The 17,784-nt window shown below is 71.9% G+C and carries 13 protein-coding genes; 4 read left to right on the forward strand and 9 right to left on the reverse strand.

Going from position 1 to position 17,784, the window contains the following annotated elements; translation table 11 throughout:
* Positions 1 to 116: 116 nt before the first annotated feature.
* From DTB53_RS33140 to DTB53_RS33175, 8 genes are all read right to left on the reverse strand, one after another.
* The gene (locus tag DTB53_RS33140) at positions 117 to 7,520 is read right to left on the reverse strand and encodes a polymorphic toxin type 27 domain-containing protein (protein ID WP_042495345.1); all 7,404 of its coding nucleotides are present in this window, start codon (positions 7,518 to 7,520) and stop codon (positions 117 to 119) included.
* A 414-nt stretch (positions 7,521 to 7,934) separates the two neighbouring features.
* On the reverse strand, positions 7,935 to 8,561 hold the full coding sequence (locus DTB53_RS33145) for a DUF6461 domain-containing protein (protein ID WP_042498007.1): 627 nt from the start codon (positions 8,559 to 8,561) through the stop codon (positions 7,935 to 7,937).
* A gap of 195 nt (positions 8,562 to 8,756) precedes the next feature.
* Positions 8,757 to 9,524: an urease accessory protein UreD gene (locus DTB53_RS33150; RefSeq protein ID WP_012377636.1), complete on the reverse strand. Its 768-nt coding sequence runs from the start codon at positions 9,522 to 9,524 to the stop codon at positions 8,757 to 8,759.
* Entirely contained in the window at positions 9,521 to 10,273 is a 753-nt protein-coding gene (gene ureG / locus DTB53_RS33155) for an urease accessory protein UreG (RefSeq protein WP_012377637.1), read from the reverse strand. The genes DTB53_RS33150 and ureG overlap by 4 nt, the downstream gene beginning before the upstream one ends.
* Complete coding sequence (locus DTB53_RS33160; protein ID WP_003964103.1) at positions 10,266 to 10,931, reverse strand: urease accessory protein UreF; 666 nt, start codon at positions 10,929 to 10,931, stop codon at positions 10,266 to 10,268. Before DTB53_RS33160 ends, ureG begins: the two co-directional genes overlap by 8 nt.
* Positions 10,931 to 12,634 carry an urease subunit alpha gene (locus DTB53_RS33165; RefSeq protein WP_012377638.1) on the reverse strand — a complete coding sequence of 568 codons (1,704 nt, stop codon included), beginning with the start codon at positions 12,632 to 12,634 and terminating at the stop codon, positions 10,931 to 10,933. Before DTB53_RS33165 ends, DTB53_RS33160 begins: the two co-directional genes overlap by 1 nt.
* Before the next feature lies 1 nt (position 12,635).
* Positions 12,636 to 12,974: an urease subunit beta gene (gene ureB, locus DTB53_RS33170; RefSeq protein ID WP_003964105.1), complete on the reverse strand. Its 339-nt coding sequence runs from the start codon at positions 12,972 to 12,974 to the stop codon at positions 12,636 to 12,638.
* Entirely contained in the window at positions 12,971 to 13,273 is a 303-nt protein-coding gene (locus DTB53_RS33175; protein WP_003964106.1) for an urease subunit gamma, read from the reverse strand. Before DTB53_RS33175 ends, ureB begins: the two co-directional genes overlap by 4 nt.
* A 526-nt stretch (positions 13,274 to 13,799) precedes the next feature.
* Here DTB53_RS33175 and DTB53_RS33180 point away from each other — a divergent pair.
* From DTB53_RS33180 to DTB53_RS33190, 3 genes are all read left to right on the forward strand, one after another.
* Positions 13,800 to 14,987 carry an NAD(P)/FAD-dependent oxidoreductase gene (locus DTB53_RS33180; protein WP_012377639.1) on the forward strand — a complete coding sequence of 396 codons (1,188 nt, stop codon included), beginning with the start codon at positions 13,800 to 13,802 and terminating at the stop codon, positions 14,985 to 14,987.
* 10 nt (positions 14,988 to 14,997) lie between these two features.
* Positions 14,998 to 15,936: a sigma-70 family RNA polymerase sigma factor gene (locus DTB53_RS33185; protein WP_012377640.1), complete on the forward strand. Its 939-nt coding sequence runs from the start codon at positions 14,998 to 15,000 to the stop codon at positions 15,934 to 15,936.
* Between the two features lie 106 nt (positions 15,937 to 16,042).
* Complete coding sequence (locus DTB53_RS33190; RefSeq protein ID WP_106431664.1) at positions 16,043 to 16,450, forward strand: hypothetical protein; 408 nt, start codon at positions 16,043 to 16,045, stop codon at positions 16,448 to 16,450.
* Between the two features lie 46 nt (positions 16,451 to 16,496).
* Here the strand turns inward: DTB53_RS33190 and DTB53_RS33195 are convergent, their stop codons facing one another.
* Complete coding sequence (locus DTB53_RS33195) at positions 16,497 to 16,943, reverse strand: TIGR03618 family F420-dependent PPOX class oxidoreductase (protein WP_003964110.1); 447 nt, start codon at positions 16,941 to 16,943, stop codon at positions 16,497 to 16,499.
* 250 nt (positions 16,944 to 17,193) lie between these two features.
* Between DTB53_RS33195 and DTB53_RS33200 the strand changes: the two genes are divergently transcribed.
* On the forward strand, positions 17,194 to 17,742 hold the full coding sequence (locus DTB53_RS33200) for a GNAT family N-acetyltransferase (RefSeq protein ID WP_012377642.1): 549 nt from the start codon (positions 17,194 to 17,196) through the stop codon (positions 17,740 to 17,742).
* The last annotated feature ends 42 nt before the right edge of the window (positions 17,743 to 17,784 follow it).

Genomic DNA, 17,784 nt, shown 5'->3' on the forward strand with positions numbered 1-17,784 from the left:
CGTGCGATCGCACGGCGGAGGGTCACCCCGATACCGGATGTATCGGGGTGATCCAGACAACGCGGTGAGCATGCGTGCCAGGCCTCGCCGAGCAGGCGGGACTTTCGCAACACGCCTCAGTCCACCGGAGTCCCGTTGGCGTACGTCATGCGCGTCGGGTAGACCCGTACGACGTCGCCCTTGCTGTTGGTCATGTGCCACTCGATGCTGTCCCACTTGCGGTACTCCATCCGGAGGGCCGTACGGAGCTTGATCATCTCCCATGCGGTCCCGAAGCCACCGGTCCGGATGACCTTCCAGTCGCTCTTTTCGATCGTCTCCCCTCGCTGCAGGAGCAGGGTCAGCGCTTCGTCGGCGTTCTTGGCGCCGGCGACACCGTCCAGGGTCACCGAGATCCTCACCTTGGGGTTCTCCACCGATCGCTCCACCCCCACCGTCCATATGGGGCGCTCGCCCAGGCCCATGGCCGCCGGCAGGTTGGTCCCGTACGCCTTGTTGTTGAACGTGGACGCTCCGATGGAAGCGGCCAGGTCATCCGAGTGGGGGTTGATTCCGAGGACGATGTGATCACCGTCCTTCACCAGATCCTTGAGGAGCGCGGCGCATTTCTTGACGACCTCCGAGTCGGCCGACGCGAGGGAGAACGCCGCGACCTTGAAGGTCTTCGGGGTGTTCACCGTCTCGCACGCCTCGGCGGCCATCCGGAGGAGACGGCTGATGATGCCCTGGACGGCGGCCTCGGTCAGGCCGATGGTACGGAGCGCCCGATAGGCGTCCATGAACCCGATGCCCGTCCTCATGGCGGCGTCCATCGCCGTCACCGCGGCCTTCGCCGACCGGAAGATCACACCGGCGACGAACCAGCTCGCCGCCCAGGCGCAGTCGCCCCAGCTGCCGCCCGACACGCCCGGGGTGATCAGCTTGGCGCAGCCGATGAAGTCCCCGAGGAGCACGTCGACCGGGTCGATGCCCGAGTTGAACTCGACCATCGTCAGTGTGTACGACAGCCGCTTGGTCGTGGGCTCGGACACCTCGGGGCCGAGGTAGACGGTGTCTGCGGCGGGGCAACTGCCGGAGTAGGAATCCGGCGTCGCCATGCACATGAACAGGTCGACGTGCGACTTGTACGTGACGTCGGACGTGATCGTGCAGTCGCCGACGTGGATGATCGGGTTGCAGTTGTCCTTGACGACGTTACGCGGCTCGCCGATGTACTCGATGCGGTCGAGGACCGCCCACACCCCGCTGATCCCGGTGGTGACACCCTGTGTGATCTGCTCGGTGTTGCCACCCTTCTCCGTGCGGTCCGCGGCTTCCTGGGCCTCGTTCGCCGCATCCCACGCACCTTCGGCGGCCTTTTCGGCCGCTGTCGCGTCGGCCTCCGCCCGGGTGGCGGCGCCGCGTGCACCGGCCGCGTCCTCCTCGGCCCTGGTGGCCGCCGCACGGGCCGAAGCGGCATCCTTCTCCGCTTCGGTGGCGGCGCTGTCTGCCGCGATCGCGTCCAGTTGGGCGTCGTTCGACGCCGTCCAGGCTCTTGCCACGTCCTGGCCGGCCGACTCGGCGTAGCCGTCGGCTCGCTTCGCCGAGGCCTGGGCCAGCTTTGAGTCCGCTGCGGCCTGGGCGGCTGAGGACTGGGCACGCGTGTAGGCCTTGGCGGCACGAACGGCGTCGGTCGCCGCTGCCGCCGATGCCTGGGCCGCCAGCTTCATGTCGGCCGCAGCCTGGGCTGCGAGGGCCTTCGCCTCGGCGGAGAAGCCCTCGGCCAGGGTGGCCGTGGCGGCTGCCGCCGCTGCCTGCTGCTGGGAGAGCGTCAGGCTCTGCTGGCCGGTGAGGACGGCGAACGCGGCGGAACTGTCGGTCTCCTGGTACGGGCCGCCCAGCGAGATCGCCTCGTTGGCGGGCTTGATCACCGCCGCCGCGGAGTCACGGGCGGCGAGGGACGACTGGACGGCGGCGAGCGCCTTGCCGGCGGTGGTCGCTGCCCAGGCCGCGGTCTTCAGCGCCTCGCTGTGGGCGGTGGCTGCCTCCTTCTTGGCTGTCCTGGCCGCTGTGGATGCCTTCTCGGACTGTTCCTTGGCGCCCTTGGCGTCAAGGGCCGCGGCCTCGGAGGCGTCGATGGCCTCCGCTGCCGCGGCGTGGGCTGACGCGGCCGAACCGGCCGCCACCAGGTAGGAGGCCCAGGTGGCGTCGGATGCCGCCTTGGCGCGGGATGCCGCGCCCTGTGCCTTGGTGGCCGCCTCCCGGGCGTTGGTGGCGGCGGCCGTGGCCGCGTTCGCCGACGCCCGCGCGTTGGTGGCGGCCGTGGTGGCCGTGTTGGCGGCGCTCCGGGCGTCGGTGGCGGCGGCACGGGCGGCCTCAGCGGCGTCCGTACCTTCCATGGCGGCGGCGTGCGCCTCCTTCGCCGCTGCCTTGGCCTTGAGCGAGTCCCGTCGCTGCTCGGCCTCCAGGGCCTTGTCGCGGGCGGCTACCGCGTCCTTCTCCGCCTTCTCGGCGTTGGCCCTGCGGTCCGAAGCCGTGGCTGCCGACGCTTCGGCGGAGGTACGGGCGTCACCGGCGAGCCTGCCCTGCGCGACGGCGTCCGCCTCGTGGCCGGCTGCCTTGTCCCGTTCGCTCTCCGCGGTCGCCCGGTAGGCGGCCGCGTTGGCGCGCTCGAGCTCGGCGACACCTCTCGAACGCTGCGCGTCGGCAGCGGCCTGACGGGCCTCCTCCTCCTCTGCGGCGGCGGTCTCCTTGGCCTTCTTGGCGGTCGCCGCATTCGCCGCGGCGGAGGCGGCGTAGGCTTCCGCGCTGTCCGCGGCGACCTTCGCCTGGGATGCTGCCTCCTGGGCGGCGATACGGGCGAACTCGGTCTTCACCGCGTGCGTCTGGGTCTGCGCCAGGGCCAGCAAGGCGTGGGACGTCGAGACGGTGGCGTTCGCCGCGTTCAGGGCCGTCTCCGTGGCCTTCGCGGCGGCCGTGGCGGCCGCGCCGGAGGCGCGGGCGACCTGGACCGACTGCTGGGCGTAGACGAGACCGCGGCCGCGGGGCACCTCTGCGGCGTCCGCGATCGTCCAGGCCTGTTGCTGGGCCGTCACCGCGCGCTGGGCGGCGGCGTTGGCGGCGGCGGCCTGCTGCTTGGAGGCGGTGACGAGCACCTGGACCTTGCCCCGCGCCTTCGCGAGGTCGCTCTTCGCCCGGTCGAAGAGGGCCTGCTTCGGCTTGAAGAGGTGGTCCGGGTCGATCTTGAGCTGGTCCTGCCAGTACTTCTGCCACCGCAGGATCTGGTCGGCGAACCAGGCCTGGCCGATGGCCTCGACCATGGTGTCGGCGGCGGCCCGGGTCGCGGCGGCGGCGTCGGCCTCCGCCTGCATGATGACCGCGCGCGGGGCGGCCTGGCCGGCGTACTCCGTCTCCCACTCGGCCGAGGCCTGCGAGACGACCTCGCTCAGACCGTTGCGCGGGTCCACCGGATCCTGGTGGTTGCACTCCGCCCATGCCTGCTTGAGGGTCTCGACCTCGATGCGGAACCCCGCACTGTCCTCGGTGACCTTCTTGCCGAGGAAGCCGCCGTGCCGCAGGTAGGTCGCGACGTCGGCGGACGTCGTACCGCCGGAGAACCGGGTGTTGCTCACGTTCGAGTACCGGAGCATGACGTCTGCCTCGGCGTCGTGCCAGCTGTCCTTGCCGCGGTTCTGCTCGGTGATCTCCCCGGCCTTCGCCAGTGCCTCGGCGCTGGCGTTGGTGTGATCGTCCCAGCCCAGACGCTGGGACAGCTTCGCCTGCGAGGCCAGGGTGAAGCCGAGGATGTCCTCGCCGAACTCCGGCGTGTGCAGCGTGATCCCGTCGTCGAACGAGCTCATCGCGTACGGCCGGTTGGCATCCTCCAGGAGAGCCTCGCGGGCGGCCATGGCGTCACGGAAGGCCATGGCGGCCTCGCTGTCCTGGTCCCTGGCCTGCCCCAGGGGCATGAACCCGATCCAGCCGACGTCACCGATGACGGCGTCCAGCTGATCGTTGGTCCCGGTCAGGCCCTCGATGGCCTTGGCCTTCATCTTGGCGCCGCCCGCGTGCAGGGCGACCCCCGCGAGGCACCGGTTCAGCCGCGGGGTGGAGCGGACATCGCTGATGACGGCGGTCAGTTCGCCGAGCCGGCGCTGTGCGTTGTCGGCGTCGACGAAGATCTTCCGAACCCCCTCGGAGACCTTCTCGACCGCCTGGGCGAGTGCGGGCATACGGCCGACGATCACGGCGGAGGAGGTGATGTCGACGAGGTCCCAGAGGCAGTCCTCGACGTCGTACCCCGCCAGGCACTGCTTCACGTCGGCGGCATCGAGCTGTTCGAAGAGGATCTGGCCGCCGTTGGCCGTCGCCCAGGCGACGATGTCCACCGAGACGGCCGCGAGGCCCTCGCGGTAGTCGTCGACACAGGTCCGGCCGCACGCGTCGAGGAGGATCTTCTCCTCGCGGTCCCCGAGAACGGGCCAGTTGGCGGCACCGCCCTTGATGGGTGTGACGCCCTCGGCGAGTGCGTCCTTGTGCGCGGCCTCGTTCTTCTCGCGCTGTTCCTGCTCGGCCTTCTTCGCGGCCTCCTCGGCCGCGGTGCTGTCGCCCGTGGCGTCGGACGCCTTGTCCTCGGCGGCCTTGGCCTCCTTCTCCGCCTCGGTCGCCTTGTCCTGGGCTCCCTTGGCGGCCTCACCGGCCCGGTCGGCCTTCTCGTTCGCCTCGGCGGCGTGCCGTTCGGCGTCCGTCGCCTCACGGTCCGCCTCGATGGCCGTGGTGTTCGTCTCGTTCGCGACGAGTTGGGCCTTGGCCGCGTCATCGCCGGCCTGCTGGGAGTGCCCGGCGGCGGCGTCGGACGCCTTCTTGGCGCCCTTCTGGTCGCCGGCCGCGTCGGCGGCGGACGTCTGAGCGCGGGTCACGGCCTCGACGGCCCGGACCGAATCACTCGCCGCGCGTGCGGCGGCCTCTGCTGCCAGCTTGGCGTCGCCCGTCGCCTGCGCGGCGGCCTGCCGCGCGGAATCGGACGCCGCTGCCGCCTCGGTGGCCTTGGCCTCGGCGGCCGCGGCCTGCTGCTCCGCGATCGTCTTGGACGACTGACCGACCAGGACGGCGAAGGCAGCCGAGCTGTCCTTCACCCGGTACGGGGTCCCCGCCGCGATGGCTTCGCTGGAAGCGGCTGTGGCTTCCTTCGCGCTGTCGCGCGCGGCGAGCGCCGCCTGTCCGGCGGCGTAGGCGCGACCGACGACGGTCGCGGCAGACTTGACGGCGTCGGCCGCGCTCGTCACGGCGGCAGCGGACTCCTGCTCCGCCTTCTCGGCCAGTTTCGTGGCGTTCTGCGATGCCGTGGCGGCGTTCTCCGCGCGGAGCGCGGCGTCCTGCGACGCGTCGAGGGCGACGGCGGCGGCCGCGTGGGCGGAGGATGCCGCGCCGAGGGAGGTGCGGTACGCCGACCACGCCTTACCGGCGTTGGCCTCGGCCCGCCTGGCTGCGCCCTCCGCCGTGGTCGCGGCGCTCCGCGCACCGACGGCGGCGGTGGTGGCCTGGTCGGCAGCGGTCTGCGCGGCGGTCGAGGCCTGGGCGGCCTGGCTCGCCGCCGTGCGTGCGGCGGTGGCCGCGGCCCGGGTCTCGGCGGCGGCCGCCGTGCCCGCGGCGGCGGTGGCCGCGGCTTCGAGGGCGGCTGCGCGGGCCGCGGTGGCCTGCTTGGCCTGGGTCGCGGCAACGGCCTTCTCGCGTGCGGTCTGCGCAGCCTTCGCCTTCTCGGTGGCGAGCTTGCGCTTCGCCGTCGCGTCGGCGGACGCGGTCTCGGCAGCGGTGTCGGCACTCTTGGCCGTGGTCTGCTCGGTCGCCGCCCGCTGCTGGGCCTTCTGCGCCTTTTCCCGCTCGATGGCGGCCTCGGCACGGGATGCGACGGCGTTGGCCTTCTCGGCCTGTGCCTTGGCGCGTTCGGAAGCAGCGGTGGTGGCGGCGTCCTCTGCCTTGTCGCGCTTCTGCTCCGCCGTAGTACGGGCGTCCTTGGCCCTCTTCGCACTGGCGGCGGCGCCCTGGGCGTTGGCCTCGGCACTGTCGGCGGCGGCCTTCGCCTGGGAGGCGGCCTCCTCGGCGGCCACGCGACGGAACTCGGTGCTGATCGCGTGGGAGTCCGTCTGCGCCTTGGCAAGCAGGGCGTCCGCGTCGGCGATCGTCGCGTTGGCCGCAGCGAGCGCGGTCTCCGTGGCCTTCGCGGCGGCCGCGGTGGCGGCAGCCGAGGCACGGGCCACCTGGACCGACTGCTGGGCGTACATCAGACCACGCCCGCGCGGCGTGCGGGCGGCGTCGGCGACGGCCCATGCCTCCTGCTGCGCGGTCGCGGCCTTCTGGGCGGCGGTGGCTGCCTTGGCAGCCTGCGCCTTGGCCGAGACGACCAGGGCGGCCACCTTGGTGCGGGCGGCGTTCTGATCGGCCGTGGCCTTGTCGTAGAAAGCCTGGTCGGGCTTGTCGGACATGTCGATGCCGTTGGCGGCGGCGTCCTGCCAGTACTTCCGCCAGGTCAGGATCTGCTCGACGATCCAGGCCTGCCTGATGGCCTCGATCATGTCGCCGGTCGCGGCCTGGGTCGCCGCGGCGGCGTCCGCCTCCGCCTGGATGATCGTGGCCCGCTGGTCGGCCTGCCCCGCGTACTCCAGCTCCCAGTCGACCATCGCGGTCATGACCGGTGCGTTCAGTACGCGCCGCGGGTCGATCGGGTTCTGGTAATCGCAGGCAGCCCAGGCCTGCTTCAGGTCCTCGACCTCGACGTTGTACTCGGCCGTGTCCTTGACCGGGGCATCGGTCGCGAATCCACCGCGCCGCAGATAGGCGGCGATGTCGCTGGATGTGGTGCCGCCCGAGTACTCGTATCCGACGTCTCGCAGCATCAAGTGCGCCGCGAAGTCGTGCCAGTCGTCCTTGCCGTCGTTCTCGTCGGCGATCACGCGGGCCCGCGCGATCGCCTCGTCACTGGCCTCGCTGTGGCCGTCCCACCCGAGCGGGGAGGCGAGCTGAACCTGCGCGAGGGCGGTGAAGTAGCTCACGTTCGCACCGAAGTCGGGTGCGTGGAAGTCCATGCCCTCATCGGTCCACGCGGACTCGCGATAGGGCTTGTTGGCCTCGTTGAGCTCGGCTCTCCGCCGGTCGCCGGCCTCCCGGTAGGCGCTGCCGTCCTCCTTGTCGGCGATTCCTTCCATGCCGATGGGGCCGTAGCCGATCCAGCCGATATCGCCGATGGCCTCGCGGAGTTGCTCGTCGGTGCCGGTCAGGGCCTCGATGGCCTTGGCCTTCATCCGGGGACCGCCGACGTGCAGCGCCACACCGGCGAGGCAGCGGTCGCGTCGGGGATCCTCGCCGATGCTGTTGCGGCTGACCCCGGTGTCCTCCTCGGCGGGCGGGTCAGCCACGGCGGGAACGGCCTGGATCACACCCGCCAGTACGGCCCCGGCGGTCAGGAGCGCTGTTGCGCTGGTGGCTCTGGTCAGGGTGGAGCGAATGCGACGTCGGCGTCTGCCGATATCTCTGAGCAATGACATGTCTGCCCGGCAATCTCTAGGTCGTCCGGCAGCACTTCCCATGGGCATGACAGACGATGTCCGACCCCGGGGCGCGATCCCCCTCAGAACGGCAGCTGTCGGCGTACCCGCTGCTCCCCATGAGCCGACGCTGCCGCTTGCCTCGTGACCATGCCACGCACAACCCTTCACGGGAAGATCAAATATTCTTCACGAATAGGGGCACGAAGCTCAATAAGTGTATGAAATCTGCGGCTTGTTGATCATCTTGTTACGTGGTGCAGGAACATGGCTCTCACCGCAGTCAGAGCCGAACCTCGTGGGTCCGAAGTCGACGGACGGCGCTCCTGTGGGGTGGCAGAGGCGACGCATGTCTCCGGATCCGTCCGCGTTACTCGATCCGGGAGGACCGAGCAGCCGGTCCGGCCGACTCTCTCAACTGCCCCGGGCGAAGGCGGCGGTGGGAAGCGGGGCCTGGAAGGCCTCCCACGAGACGTGGATTCCGTGCTCGCGTTCGAGGAAACGGAGGAAGGCGACGTCGGGAGGTTCCTCACCGCAATACCCGAAGCCCGGCACCCCCGGCTCGCCGCCGGCGCCTGCCGAATGCCCCACTTGGGGCTGGTAGTAGGCCAGCACCCTGCCGTTGACGGCATAGCCGACCTCGTGTTCGCCGTTCACGCTGCGGAACACGGTGTACACGCGAGTGCCGTGCGACAGCGCCGCCAGGTGGGCAGGGGCACGGCTGGTGATGTTCTCGATCGCGTAGGCCCAGCCGGGAACGGCGCCCGCGCGAACGAGCACCGCCGGATGTGAGAGGAATCCGGCCTCCGTCAGCCGGGCCACCAGGCTCTCGTCCTCCCGGTCGAGAAAGTCCAGGTCACTCAGGTGGCCGTCCTCCGGCCGCATCTGGAGTTCGGCCACCACGTCGTCGGACAGCTCGTGGAGGTGATGCGGCTCCGCTCCCATCCGCGCCAGCAGATCCCGCGGCCCGATGCCTTCGCACAGCGTGAAGGTGTAACCCAAGTCGTACGCGGTGGATATCCATCGCAACCCGTTCGCCACGTCCACCGCTCCTCGCACTCGCCGACTCACGTGGCAACGTAGCCCAGTCGGCGCCCGGCGACACTGGTTCCCGCTCTGGTCGGCGGGAACGGCCGACTCCGGAGGAACCACGCTGCGAGCCGGTCGCGCGGTGCCGCACCGCCGGGCCGGGGGCGCCACCCGGCCCCTTCACGGTGCGGGGACGCCCCTGACCGGTCATGCGTGGTCGTTCTCGGTGCGCCAGTGCTCGCACAGGGCCGACAGTTCCGCTTCCATCGCCGGCGCCTCGGTGTCCAGCAGCCGGACCTGGGCCCCGGGGCCCGCGAGGTCCGTCCGGTAGGGGTGGGGCGGTCCGGGCGGACGGGTGCCGAGGGCGGTGACGGAGCCGACGATCCGGTTCGGGCCGAGCACACCGGGTAGCTCCCGGATGTCCGGGTCGGTCAGGTCGAGGTCCTCTACCAGCAGTTCCCGGCCGTCGTACTCGGCCCTCGTCCTGGTCCGGACCCGCCCGCCGCGTTCACCGGAGCGGCCCAGGACGAGGGTGTCGCGCCACAGCATCCGGGCGCCGGGCGCGAGCGTCACCTCCATGGTGCGGTCGACCCACGCGCCGTGCGCGACCACGAACGGCTTTCCGTCCCAGTCCAGACGGCCTCCTGCCGCGATGTCGATCCTGGCCCGCCACGCCGATCTGCCTCCCCGGTGGTCGTAGGCCACCAGACCGGAGGGCTCGACCAGATCCAGGCGGGCCCCCGGGCCGACGGACACGTGCAGCCGGAGATCGTCGCCGGCCAGCAGTCCGGCCCGGGTGCCCACGAGGGCGATCCGCAGGCGGTCCGCGCACGGCAGCAGGGGGCGGGGGGCGAGGAACGCCCCGGGAGAGAGCTCGCGGGCGAGGTGCCGGCCGGAGGCGTCGCGCTCGACGGCGACGACCGTGGGGTCGTCGGGCTCGGCCGGGCGTGCGGCGGGCGCGGGCGGGCCGGTCACGAGCCGTCGTGGCTGTGGCTGTGGGGCGCCATCGGGCCGGGGTCGGTCGGGACGTGGGTGCCGGAGCGGTGGCGTACCAGCACGGCCCTCACCCAGTCGGCCAGTCGGGCGATCGACTCCGGATCGTGCTTGGACAGCGCGAGGACGGGCAGACCGTCGCGGGCCCGTTCGGCGTCGGCGACCATCGCGGTGACGTCGACCTCCACATGGGGGGCCAGGTCGGTCTTGTTGATGACCAGGAGGTCCGCGCCGGTGATGCCCGGGCCGCCCTTGCGGGCGACGTCCCCGCCGCCCGCGACGTCGATGCTGAACAGCTGGGCGTCGGCGAGGGCCGGGCTGAAGGTGGCGGTGAGGTTGTCGCCCCCGCTCTCGATGAGCACCAGGTCCAGTGGCCCGTACGCCTCTTCCAGGTCCTCGACCGCGTCGAGGTTGGCGCTGACGTCGTCGCGGATCGCGGTGTGCGGGCAGGCGCCGGTCTCGACGGCGCGGATGCGCTCGGTGGGCAGGACGCCGGCCGAGCGGAGGAAGCGGGCGTCCTCGTCGGTGTAGATGTCGTTGGTGACGACGGCCATGGAGAGTTCACCGGCGAGTTCGCGGCAGAGGGTGGCGAGGATGGAGCTCTTGCCGGTGCCGACGGGGCCGGCGACGCCGATGCGCAGGGCGCGCGGCTGGTTGAGCGGCTGGTGGTAGTGCTCGTTGGGGCCCTGGGCGGGCTGTCCCGGCTGCTGGGCGGATGCGTTGTCAGGCAAGGAAGAGTCTCCGTTCGCGTCGGTCGTGTTCAAGTGCCCACTGCTCGGTGAGCGGTGGGGTACGGGCGGGGAGTTCGGCGGGGGTGCGTACGGCCAGCGCCTCGGTGACGGTTCTCGCGGCGTCCGCTTCGGCGGCGACGATCCACGCGACCGAGTCGAGGGGGTCGCCGGGCAGCAGTTTGAGCGCGGCGGAGGCGATGGTCTGGAGTTCGTCGTAGACGACGCCGTGGACCAGCTCCTCCTCCCCCACCCCCAGGACGGCCCCGAGCGCCCCGAGGGTGACCGGTCGCAGGGGGCGCGGCCGGATCCGCGCCAGGGCGGTGACCGCGGGATGGTCCGGGTCCAGTCGACGGGCGAGGCGGTGCACGCCTCGGCCCAGGGCGGCGGACGCCTCGCGCAGCGGCGCCGTCGGCGTCCGGGCGGCGAGTGCCTCCTGCACGGGCGCGAAGTCCACCGGTGCGCGCAGGGCCGCGCGCAGGGCGAGTGCGGTGGCAGCCGCTTCGGTGACGACGGTGGTGTGCAGGCGGGCCCTCAGCAGCGCGGGTATCTGCGCGCGCGTGAGGCCTGCCGCGACGGCCGGTTCGAGGCCGGCGCTGTAGGTGTGGGCGCCGACCGGGAGCCGCCCGTCGGCGAGGAGGTAGGGGGCGAGCAGCGCCATCAGAACATGCTGTACCGCTGGGCCAGCGGCAGTTCGGCGGCGGGGGCGGGCTCGACGAGCTCCCCGTCGATGCGGATGGCGAAGGTCTCGGGGTCCACGTCGATGGCCGGGAGCGCCGTGTTGTTCGGCAGGTCCGCCTTGGTGAGATGCCGGGTGGGGCGTATGGCCACCAACTCGCGTTCGAGGCCGAGTCGTTCGGCCAGTCCGTCGGCCAGGGCCAGCGGGGAGACGAAGCTGACCGAGAGGTGCGGCGCGGCCTCGGCGGCGGAGGTGGCGCGCAGGAGGACCGGCTGGGTGGTGGGGATCGCCGCGCCCGCGTCGCCGAGCGGCGCGTACACGGCCATGCCGCCCTTGATGACGGCGGCGGGCCGGATCCCGAAGAAGGCGGGGTCCCAGAGCACCAGGTCGGCGAGCTTGCCGGGCTCCACGGAGCCGACGACGTGGTCGATGCCGTGGGCGACGGCCGGGCAGATCGTGTACTTGGCGACGTACCGGCGCGCCCGCTCGTTGTCGGCGGGCAGTTCGCTGTCGCGGTCGCCGAAACGCTGCTTCATGACGTGGGCGACCTGCCAGGTGCGGCAGACGACCTCGCCGATGCGGCCCATCGCCTGGGCGTCGGAGGAGGTGATGGAGAGTGCGCCGATGTCGTGCAGCACGTCCTCGGCGGCGATGGTGGTGGCCCGGATCCGGGACTCGGCGAACGCGAGGTCCTCGGGGACCCGGGGGTTGAGGTGGTGGCACACCATCAGCATGTCGAGGTGCTCGGCGACGGTGTTGACGGTGTGCGGGAGCGTCGGGTTGGTGGACGCGGGGAGGATGTTGGGGTGTGAGGCCACGGTGATGATGTCGGGAGCGTGGCCGCCGCCCGCGCCCTCGGCGTGGAAGACGTGGATGCCGCGTCCGGCGATGGCGTCCAGGGTGCCCTCGACGTAGCCGACCTCGTTGAGGCTGTCCGCGTGCAGCGCCACCTGGAGGCCGTAGGCGTCGGCCGCCCGCAGCGCGGCGTCGATCGCGGCCGGGGTGGCGCCCCAGTCCTCGTGGACCTTGTAGCCGCCGGCGCCGCTGAGGGCCGCCTCGCGCAGGGCTTCCTCGCCGACGGTGGAACCCTTGCCGAACAGCATGACGTTGAGCGGGACGCGGTCCAGGGACCGGTGCATCATGGCGAGGTTCCAGGCGCCGGGGGTGACGGTGGTGGCCTTGGAGCCCTCGGTGGCGCCGGTGCCGCCCCCGATGACGGTGGTGGTGCCGGTGGCGAGCGCCTCGTGGAGGGTCTCCGGCATCAGGAAGTGGACGTGGGTGTCGACGGCTCCGGCGGTGAGGATGCGCCCCTCGCCGGAGATCACGTCGGTGCCCGGGCCGATCACCAGGTCCGGGTGCACGCCGTCGCTGATGTCGGGGTTGCCGGAGCGGCCGAGGGCGACGATCCGCCCGTCGCGGACACCGACGTCGGTCTTGACGACGCCCCAGTGGTCCAGGACGACGGCGTTGGTGATGACCAGGTCGGGGGCGCCCTCGGCGCGGGACGCGGTGGCCTGGGCCATCGACTCGCGAATGGACTTGCCGCCTCCGAAGACGGCTTCGTCGCCGCCGAAGCACCGGTCCTCCTCCACCTCGATCCAGAGGTCGGTGTCGGCGAGGCGGATCCGGTCCCCGGTGGTGGGGCCGTAGAGCGACGCGTAGGCGGCGCGGGTCAGCTGGGCCATGTCACGGCTCCTCCGTTCGGGGCGTGGGCAGCGAGGCGGGGTCCCGGGTCCCGGGTGGCACGATCCCGGGGACGCGGCGGCGGCCGCGGAGTTCGACGAGGCTGACGTCGACCCCGACCCCCGGTTCAAAACGCAGGGATGTGCCCGAGGGAATATCGAGCCGAAATCCCCGGGCCGCAGCCCGGTCAAAAGAAAGTGCCGGATTGGCGTCGGAGAAATGCAGATGGGATCCGACCTGAATAGGCCGGTCGCCGTCGTTCACCACGGTGAGAGGCAGTGCCGCGCTTTCGGCGTTGATGTGGAGCACTCCGGAGCCGGTCCGGATCTCGCCCGGGATCACGGGATCGGCGAGGTGATCGTGACGAGCTTGCGCCCGTCCGGGAAGGTCGCCTCGACCTGGACGTCGTGCAGCATCTCAGGGACGCCTTCCAGCACTTCAGCACGGGTGAGGACGGACCTGCCGGCAGTCATCAGCTCGCTGACCGGGGCTCCCTCGCGGGCCCGCTCCATCGCCCAGCACGCGAGCAGGGCGACGGTCTCCGGGTAGTTGAGGCGGACGCCGCGGGCACGTCGGTCACGGGCGATCATTCCGGCAACACTCAGTAGCAATTTCTCCGTGTCGGACGGAGTCAGAAACATGGGAAACCTCCATGGCGGCCTCCCCGGAATTCCCGGCGGCGCCTGAACCACATGCCTCTTATAGCCCTTCTCTTCGCGGCGTGGCAAATTCTCACGCACGGCAAAAAGTCCCTTTTTGTGGTTACGACCCACTACATACGGGCAAACCGTACAAAATTCGGTCGGCCGGCTGTCGGCCTCGGCCCGCCCGGGCGGGCCGATCGGGCGGTTCCGGCGGCGGCGACCCGCTCGGTCCCGCCCGGTGCCGCGCGGGTCGCGGTCGTGACCGAACGGCGTCTGCGGCCCGTGCTCCCGGAAGGTCCGGTGTCGCGAACCGGGGCGGAAGATCAGGGGTGAGCAGTGATCGTGTGCGGGTCATCGATCCCACCTGCGCCTTCGGAAGAAGTTCGGGCCCGCCCTCACCAGTGATTCGGAGCGGCGGCGCGAAGGGATTGGATCGCGAAGTGACCCGCCTCACACGCGGTTCCTGTCAGCGATCGGGGCGCCATCCCGTTCAGAGGGCACACGAACGAGACAGGAGCCATGCATGAAGCACCGCATCGTCGTACTGGGCGCCGGTTACGCCGGGGCTTTCGCCGCCGGCAACCTGGCCCGCAGGCTCTCTCCCGCCGACACCGGGATCACCGTCGTCAACGCCGCACCCGACTTCGTCGAGCGGATGCGCCTCCACCAGCTCGCGAGCGGCCAGGAACTCGCGTCCCGCCGGCTCGCCGACGTGTTCGCGGGCACCGGGGTGCGGCTGCGGGTGGCGCGCGTCACCGGAATCGACCCCGGGCACAGGACCGTCGCCGTGACCGGCGAGGACGGCGCCGGTGAACTCGCCTACGACACCCTGCTCTACGCGCTCGGCAGCTCCGTCGCCCACCACGGGGTCCCCGGCGCGGCCGAGTACGCCTTCGATGTGGCCGGCCGGTCCTCCGCGCTGCGCCTGCGGGAACGTCTGGCCGGCCTGGGCGGGGGCGGCACGGTCGTGGTCGTCGGCGAGGGGCTGACCGGCATCGAGACCGCGACCGAGATCGCCGAGTCGCGTCCGGGGCTCTCGATCGCACTCGCGGCCCGCGGCGAGCTCGGCGCCTGGCTCTCCCCCAAGGCGCGTCGCCATCTGCGCGGCGCGTTCGACCGGCTCGGCGTCACCGTGTACGAACACACCTCGGTCGAAGCCGTCGAGCCGACCCGGGTGGTCACCGCCGACGGCAGGTCCGTCCCGGCCGACGTGACGGTGTGGTCGGCCGGGTTCGCCGTGCACCCCATGGCGGCCGCCGCCGGCCTCGAAGTCGCCGGGACAGGACAGATCGTCGTCGACCGCACCATGCGTTCGGTCTCGCACCCGGATGTCTACGCCGCGGGCGACTGCGCCTATGCGATCGGCGAGAACGGCCGGCCACTGCCGATGTCCTGCGCCTCGGCCGGTCTCACCAATATGCGGGCGACCACCGCGATCATCGCGCGCCTGACGGGCCGTGAGGTCCCGGCCACCGGACTGAAGTACTTCGGGAACCACATCAGCCTCGGACGCCGGGACGCCATCTTCCAGATGGTGGACGGGGACGTCCGGTCGAAGACCTGGTTTCTGGGCGGGCGAACCGCCGCGCGGCTCAAGTCGGGTGTGCTCAGGAGCGCCGGATGGGGCATCGCCCATCCGACCTTCGGCCTGCCGAAGCGCAGGCACCGGCTGACGCCCGTGCCCCGCCGGGAATTGCGGGCCAGCGCCTAGGCTGGTGCCCATGGACAGCGCAGCCGTGGATCGGTTCGAGGCCGGCCGGAGCCGGCTGGCCTCGCTCGCGTACCGCCTCCTCGGCTCGGCGGCCGACGCCGAGGACGCCGTGCAGGACACGTTCCTGCGCTGGCAGGCCGCGGACCGCGAGCGGATCGAGGTGCCGGAGGCGTGGCTGACCAAGGTCGCCACCAACCTCTGCCTCGACCGGCTCCGCTCGGCACAGGCGCGTCATGAGCGAACGGCCGGCGCGTGGCTGCCCGAACCGCTCCTCGAAGGCGACCCGATGCTCGGCCCCGCCGACACCTACGAGCAGCGTGAATCGGTGACCCTGGCGGTCCTGACCCTCCTGGAACGCCTCTCGCCGGCCGAGCGGGCCGTCTACGTCCTGCGTGAGGCCTTCTCGTACAGCCATGCCGAGATCGCCGCAATCCTCGACATCACCGAGGCGGCGAGCCAGCAGCATGCCCATCGGGCGCGCACCCGGGTCGCCGCCGAGCGCCGCCGCGGCGGCGCGGCCGACCCCGCGTCCGCGCGCCGGGTCGTCGAGGAGTTCCTCGCCGCCGCCACGTCGGGGCGCACCGATCGGCTGGTCGCGCTCCTCACCGACGACGTGGCAGCGGTCTCGGACGGTGCCGGACTGGCCAGGCGGCTGCTGCGGTACACGTCGCGCGAGCGGGTCGCCTCCTTCGTCCGGGCCGGCTTCAGGCCGACGCCGGCGAAGCGGCGGCTGGCCGGCGCCCCGCTCGCGATGCATCTCGCGCGGGTCAACGGCACCCTCGCCGTCGTCGCCGTGGCGGGCGAACGGGTCGTGGGCGCCGTGGCGTTCGAGGTCAGCGACGGCAGGGTCGCGTCGCTGTACGGCATCGCCGCCAGGGACCGGCTCGCGCGCCTCGACGAGGCGTGGCAGCACCGCGCACCCGGCGCACCGGTCATCGCGGCGTGGTGACTCCCGCGGTGACCTGCCCGACCGCCGGCACCCCGCCGTTCCCTCCCGGGGGAGCTGGAGCGTGGCGGTCCGGGAGGGGTACCGATACTGCCGTGGAGGTGAACACGTGTCCTGGCCGGATGTCATCATCCTCGTCCCCGTGGAACAGCGCCCGGCGCTCGAAGGTCGGATCCGTACGCTCGGGCGGCTCGTGCCGGATCCGGTGACGGGTTGCGAAAGGCTGTACCGGAACGGGTTCTCGTACGCCCTCGATCTCTCCGGCCGGATCCTGGCGGAGTACGAGCCGGACGAACTCGACCAGGTGACCGCCCTCGTCGGCGCACCGTACGCGGTTCACGTGTCGTGCCAGTCCATGGAAGCGGCCCGAACTCTTCTCCGCGAGGTCCTCCCCGGCGTCGACGGTCTCGTGGACACCAACCACTTCGAGATCCTGCCGGTGAGCGGGTTCCTCGGTCTGCTGGCGCGGCATCCCGAGTGGGACTGGCGCCGTCGCCCGAGCACGGAGCTTCCGTAGGCCGGGGCACGTCGACGGAAGGTCCGACGCGCCTCCGGGACGGGGTTCAGGGGGCGGGTACGGGGCCGCCGGGCCGGAAACGCTCCACTCCGACGATGTGCCGTACCTTCACGGGGCGCACGATCACCGCGACCCGTCGCTCCCCCGGCATGGTCCACTCGAACCGCTCGACGCCCAGGTACTTCCGCGCCAACCGGTCCATCCGCTCGTGTGCCTCGGCGCCCTCGACGAAACGGGCCACCTCGCCGCTGATCTGCACCCGGTCGAAGGGATCGGCGGCGTCCGCGTGCGAGAGATAGACGCGGGGGTCGCGGCGCAGGTTCTCCTCCTTCACCCGGCCCACCGAGGTGTTGAACGTCAGCTCCCCCTCTCCTTCCAGGTCAACCCACATCGGGCTGACCTGCGGTGCTCCGTCGGCGAACACGGTGCCGACGTACCAGATGTTGGCTGCTCGCAGCCGGGCGCGGACGGCTTCGTCGAAGATCGCAGTCATTCCACGAGGCTACAACCATGATCCACCGGGCGACCCGGGGCGAGGTCGACCGCGATGCGCACCGGCTCGGACCGGGCCCCAGCCGATGCCGCCCCCGACACCGACGGGACCGTTCGGTTCCGCGGCCCGGCGCTCGTCGGCCGGGAGCCGACTCACCCACCGGCACGGCTCAACCAGGCTGGGCCCAGACCCTGTTGGGCTGTCCGGCCGCCTGTCGGCCTCCCGGGACGGGCGCGGTAGGTTGCCCCCCATGACCGATTTCGAACGTGTTCCCTGGCCACCTGCCCCGATCGACACGGCGCGGCTCCGGCTCCGTGCCTCCGAGGCCCGGGACCGTGCGGCGTTCATCGAGTTGTTCGCATCGCCGGAGGTGGGCGCCCACCTCGGCGGCGCCCGTCCGCGAGACGAGCTGGAGCGGGCCGTTCCCGAGGTGCCGGGACGGCGCCGGGGCCTCTTCGTCGTGGAGCTCGACGGAGCGATGGTCGGCACGGTCACGCTCGAACGCCGGGCCGCCGAGCCTTCGGGCGACCGCTGTCGGCACGTCGGCCGCGCCGAGCTCGGCTATATGTTCCTGCCTGGGGCGTGGGGCTTCGGGTACGCCGCCGAGGCGTGCGCCGCCGTGCTCGGCTGGTTCGCCGTCTCGTGTCCCGGCGAACCGGTGGCGCTCTGCACCCGGATCGACAACGGCCCCTCCCTGCGCCTCGCCCGGAAGCTGGGGTTCACCGAGGTGGCACGGTTCGAGGAGTACGGCGCCGAGCAGTGGTCGGGCGTGTGGGAGCCGGTCCCGTCGGCCGGCTGATCCCGGCTCGTACGGCCTCGCGCGCACCCCGGATCGGGGTCC

The organism is Streptomyces griseus (genome assembly GCF_900460065.1).
In the GTDB taxonomy this organism is placed as follows: Bacteria; Actinomycetota; Actinomycetes; order Streptomycetales; family Streptomycetaceae; genus Streptomyces; species Streptomyces griseus.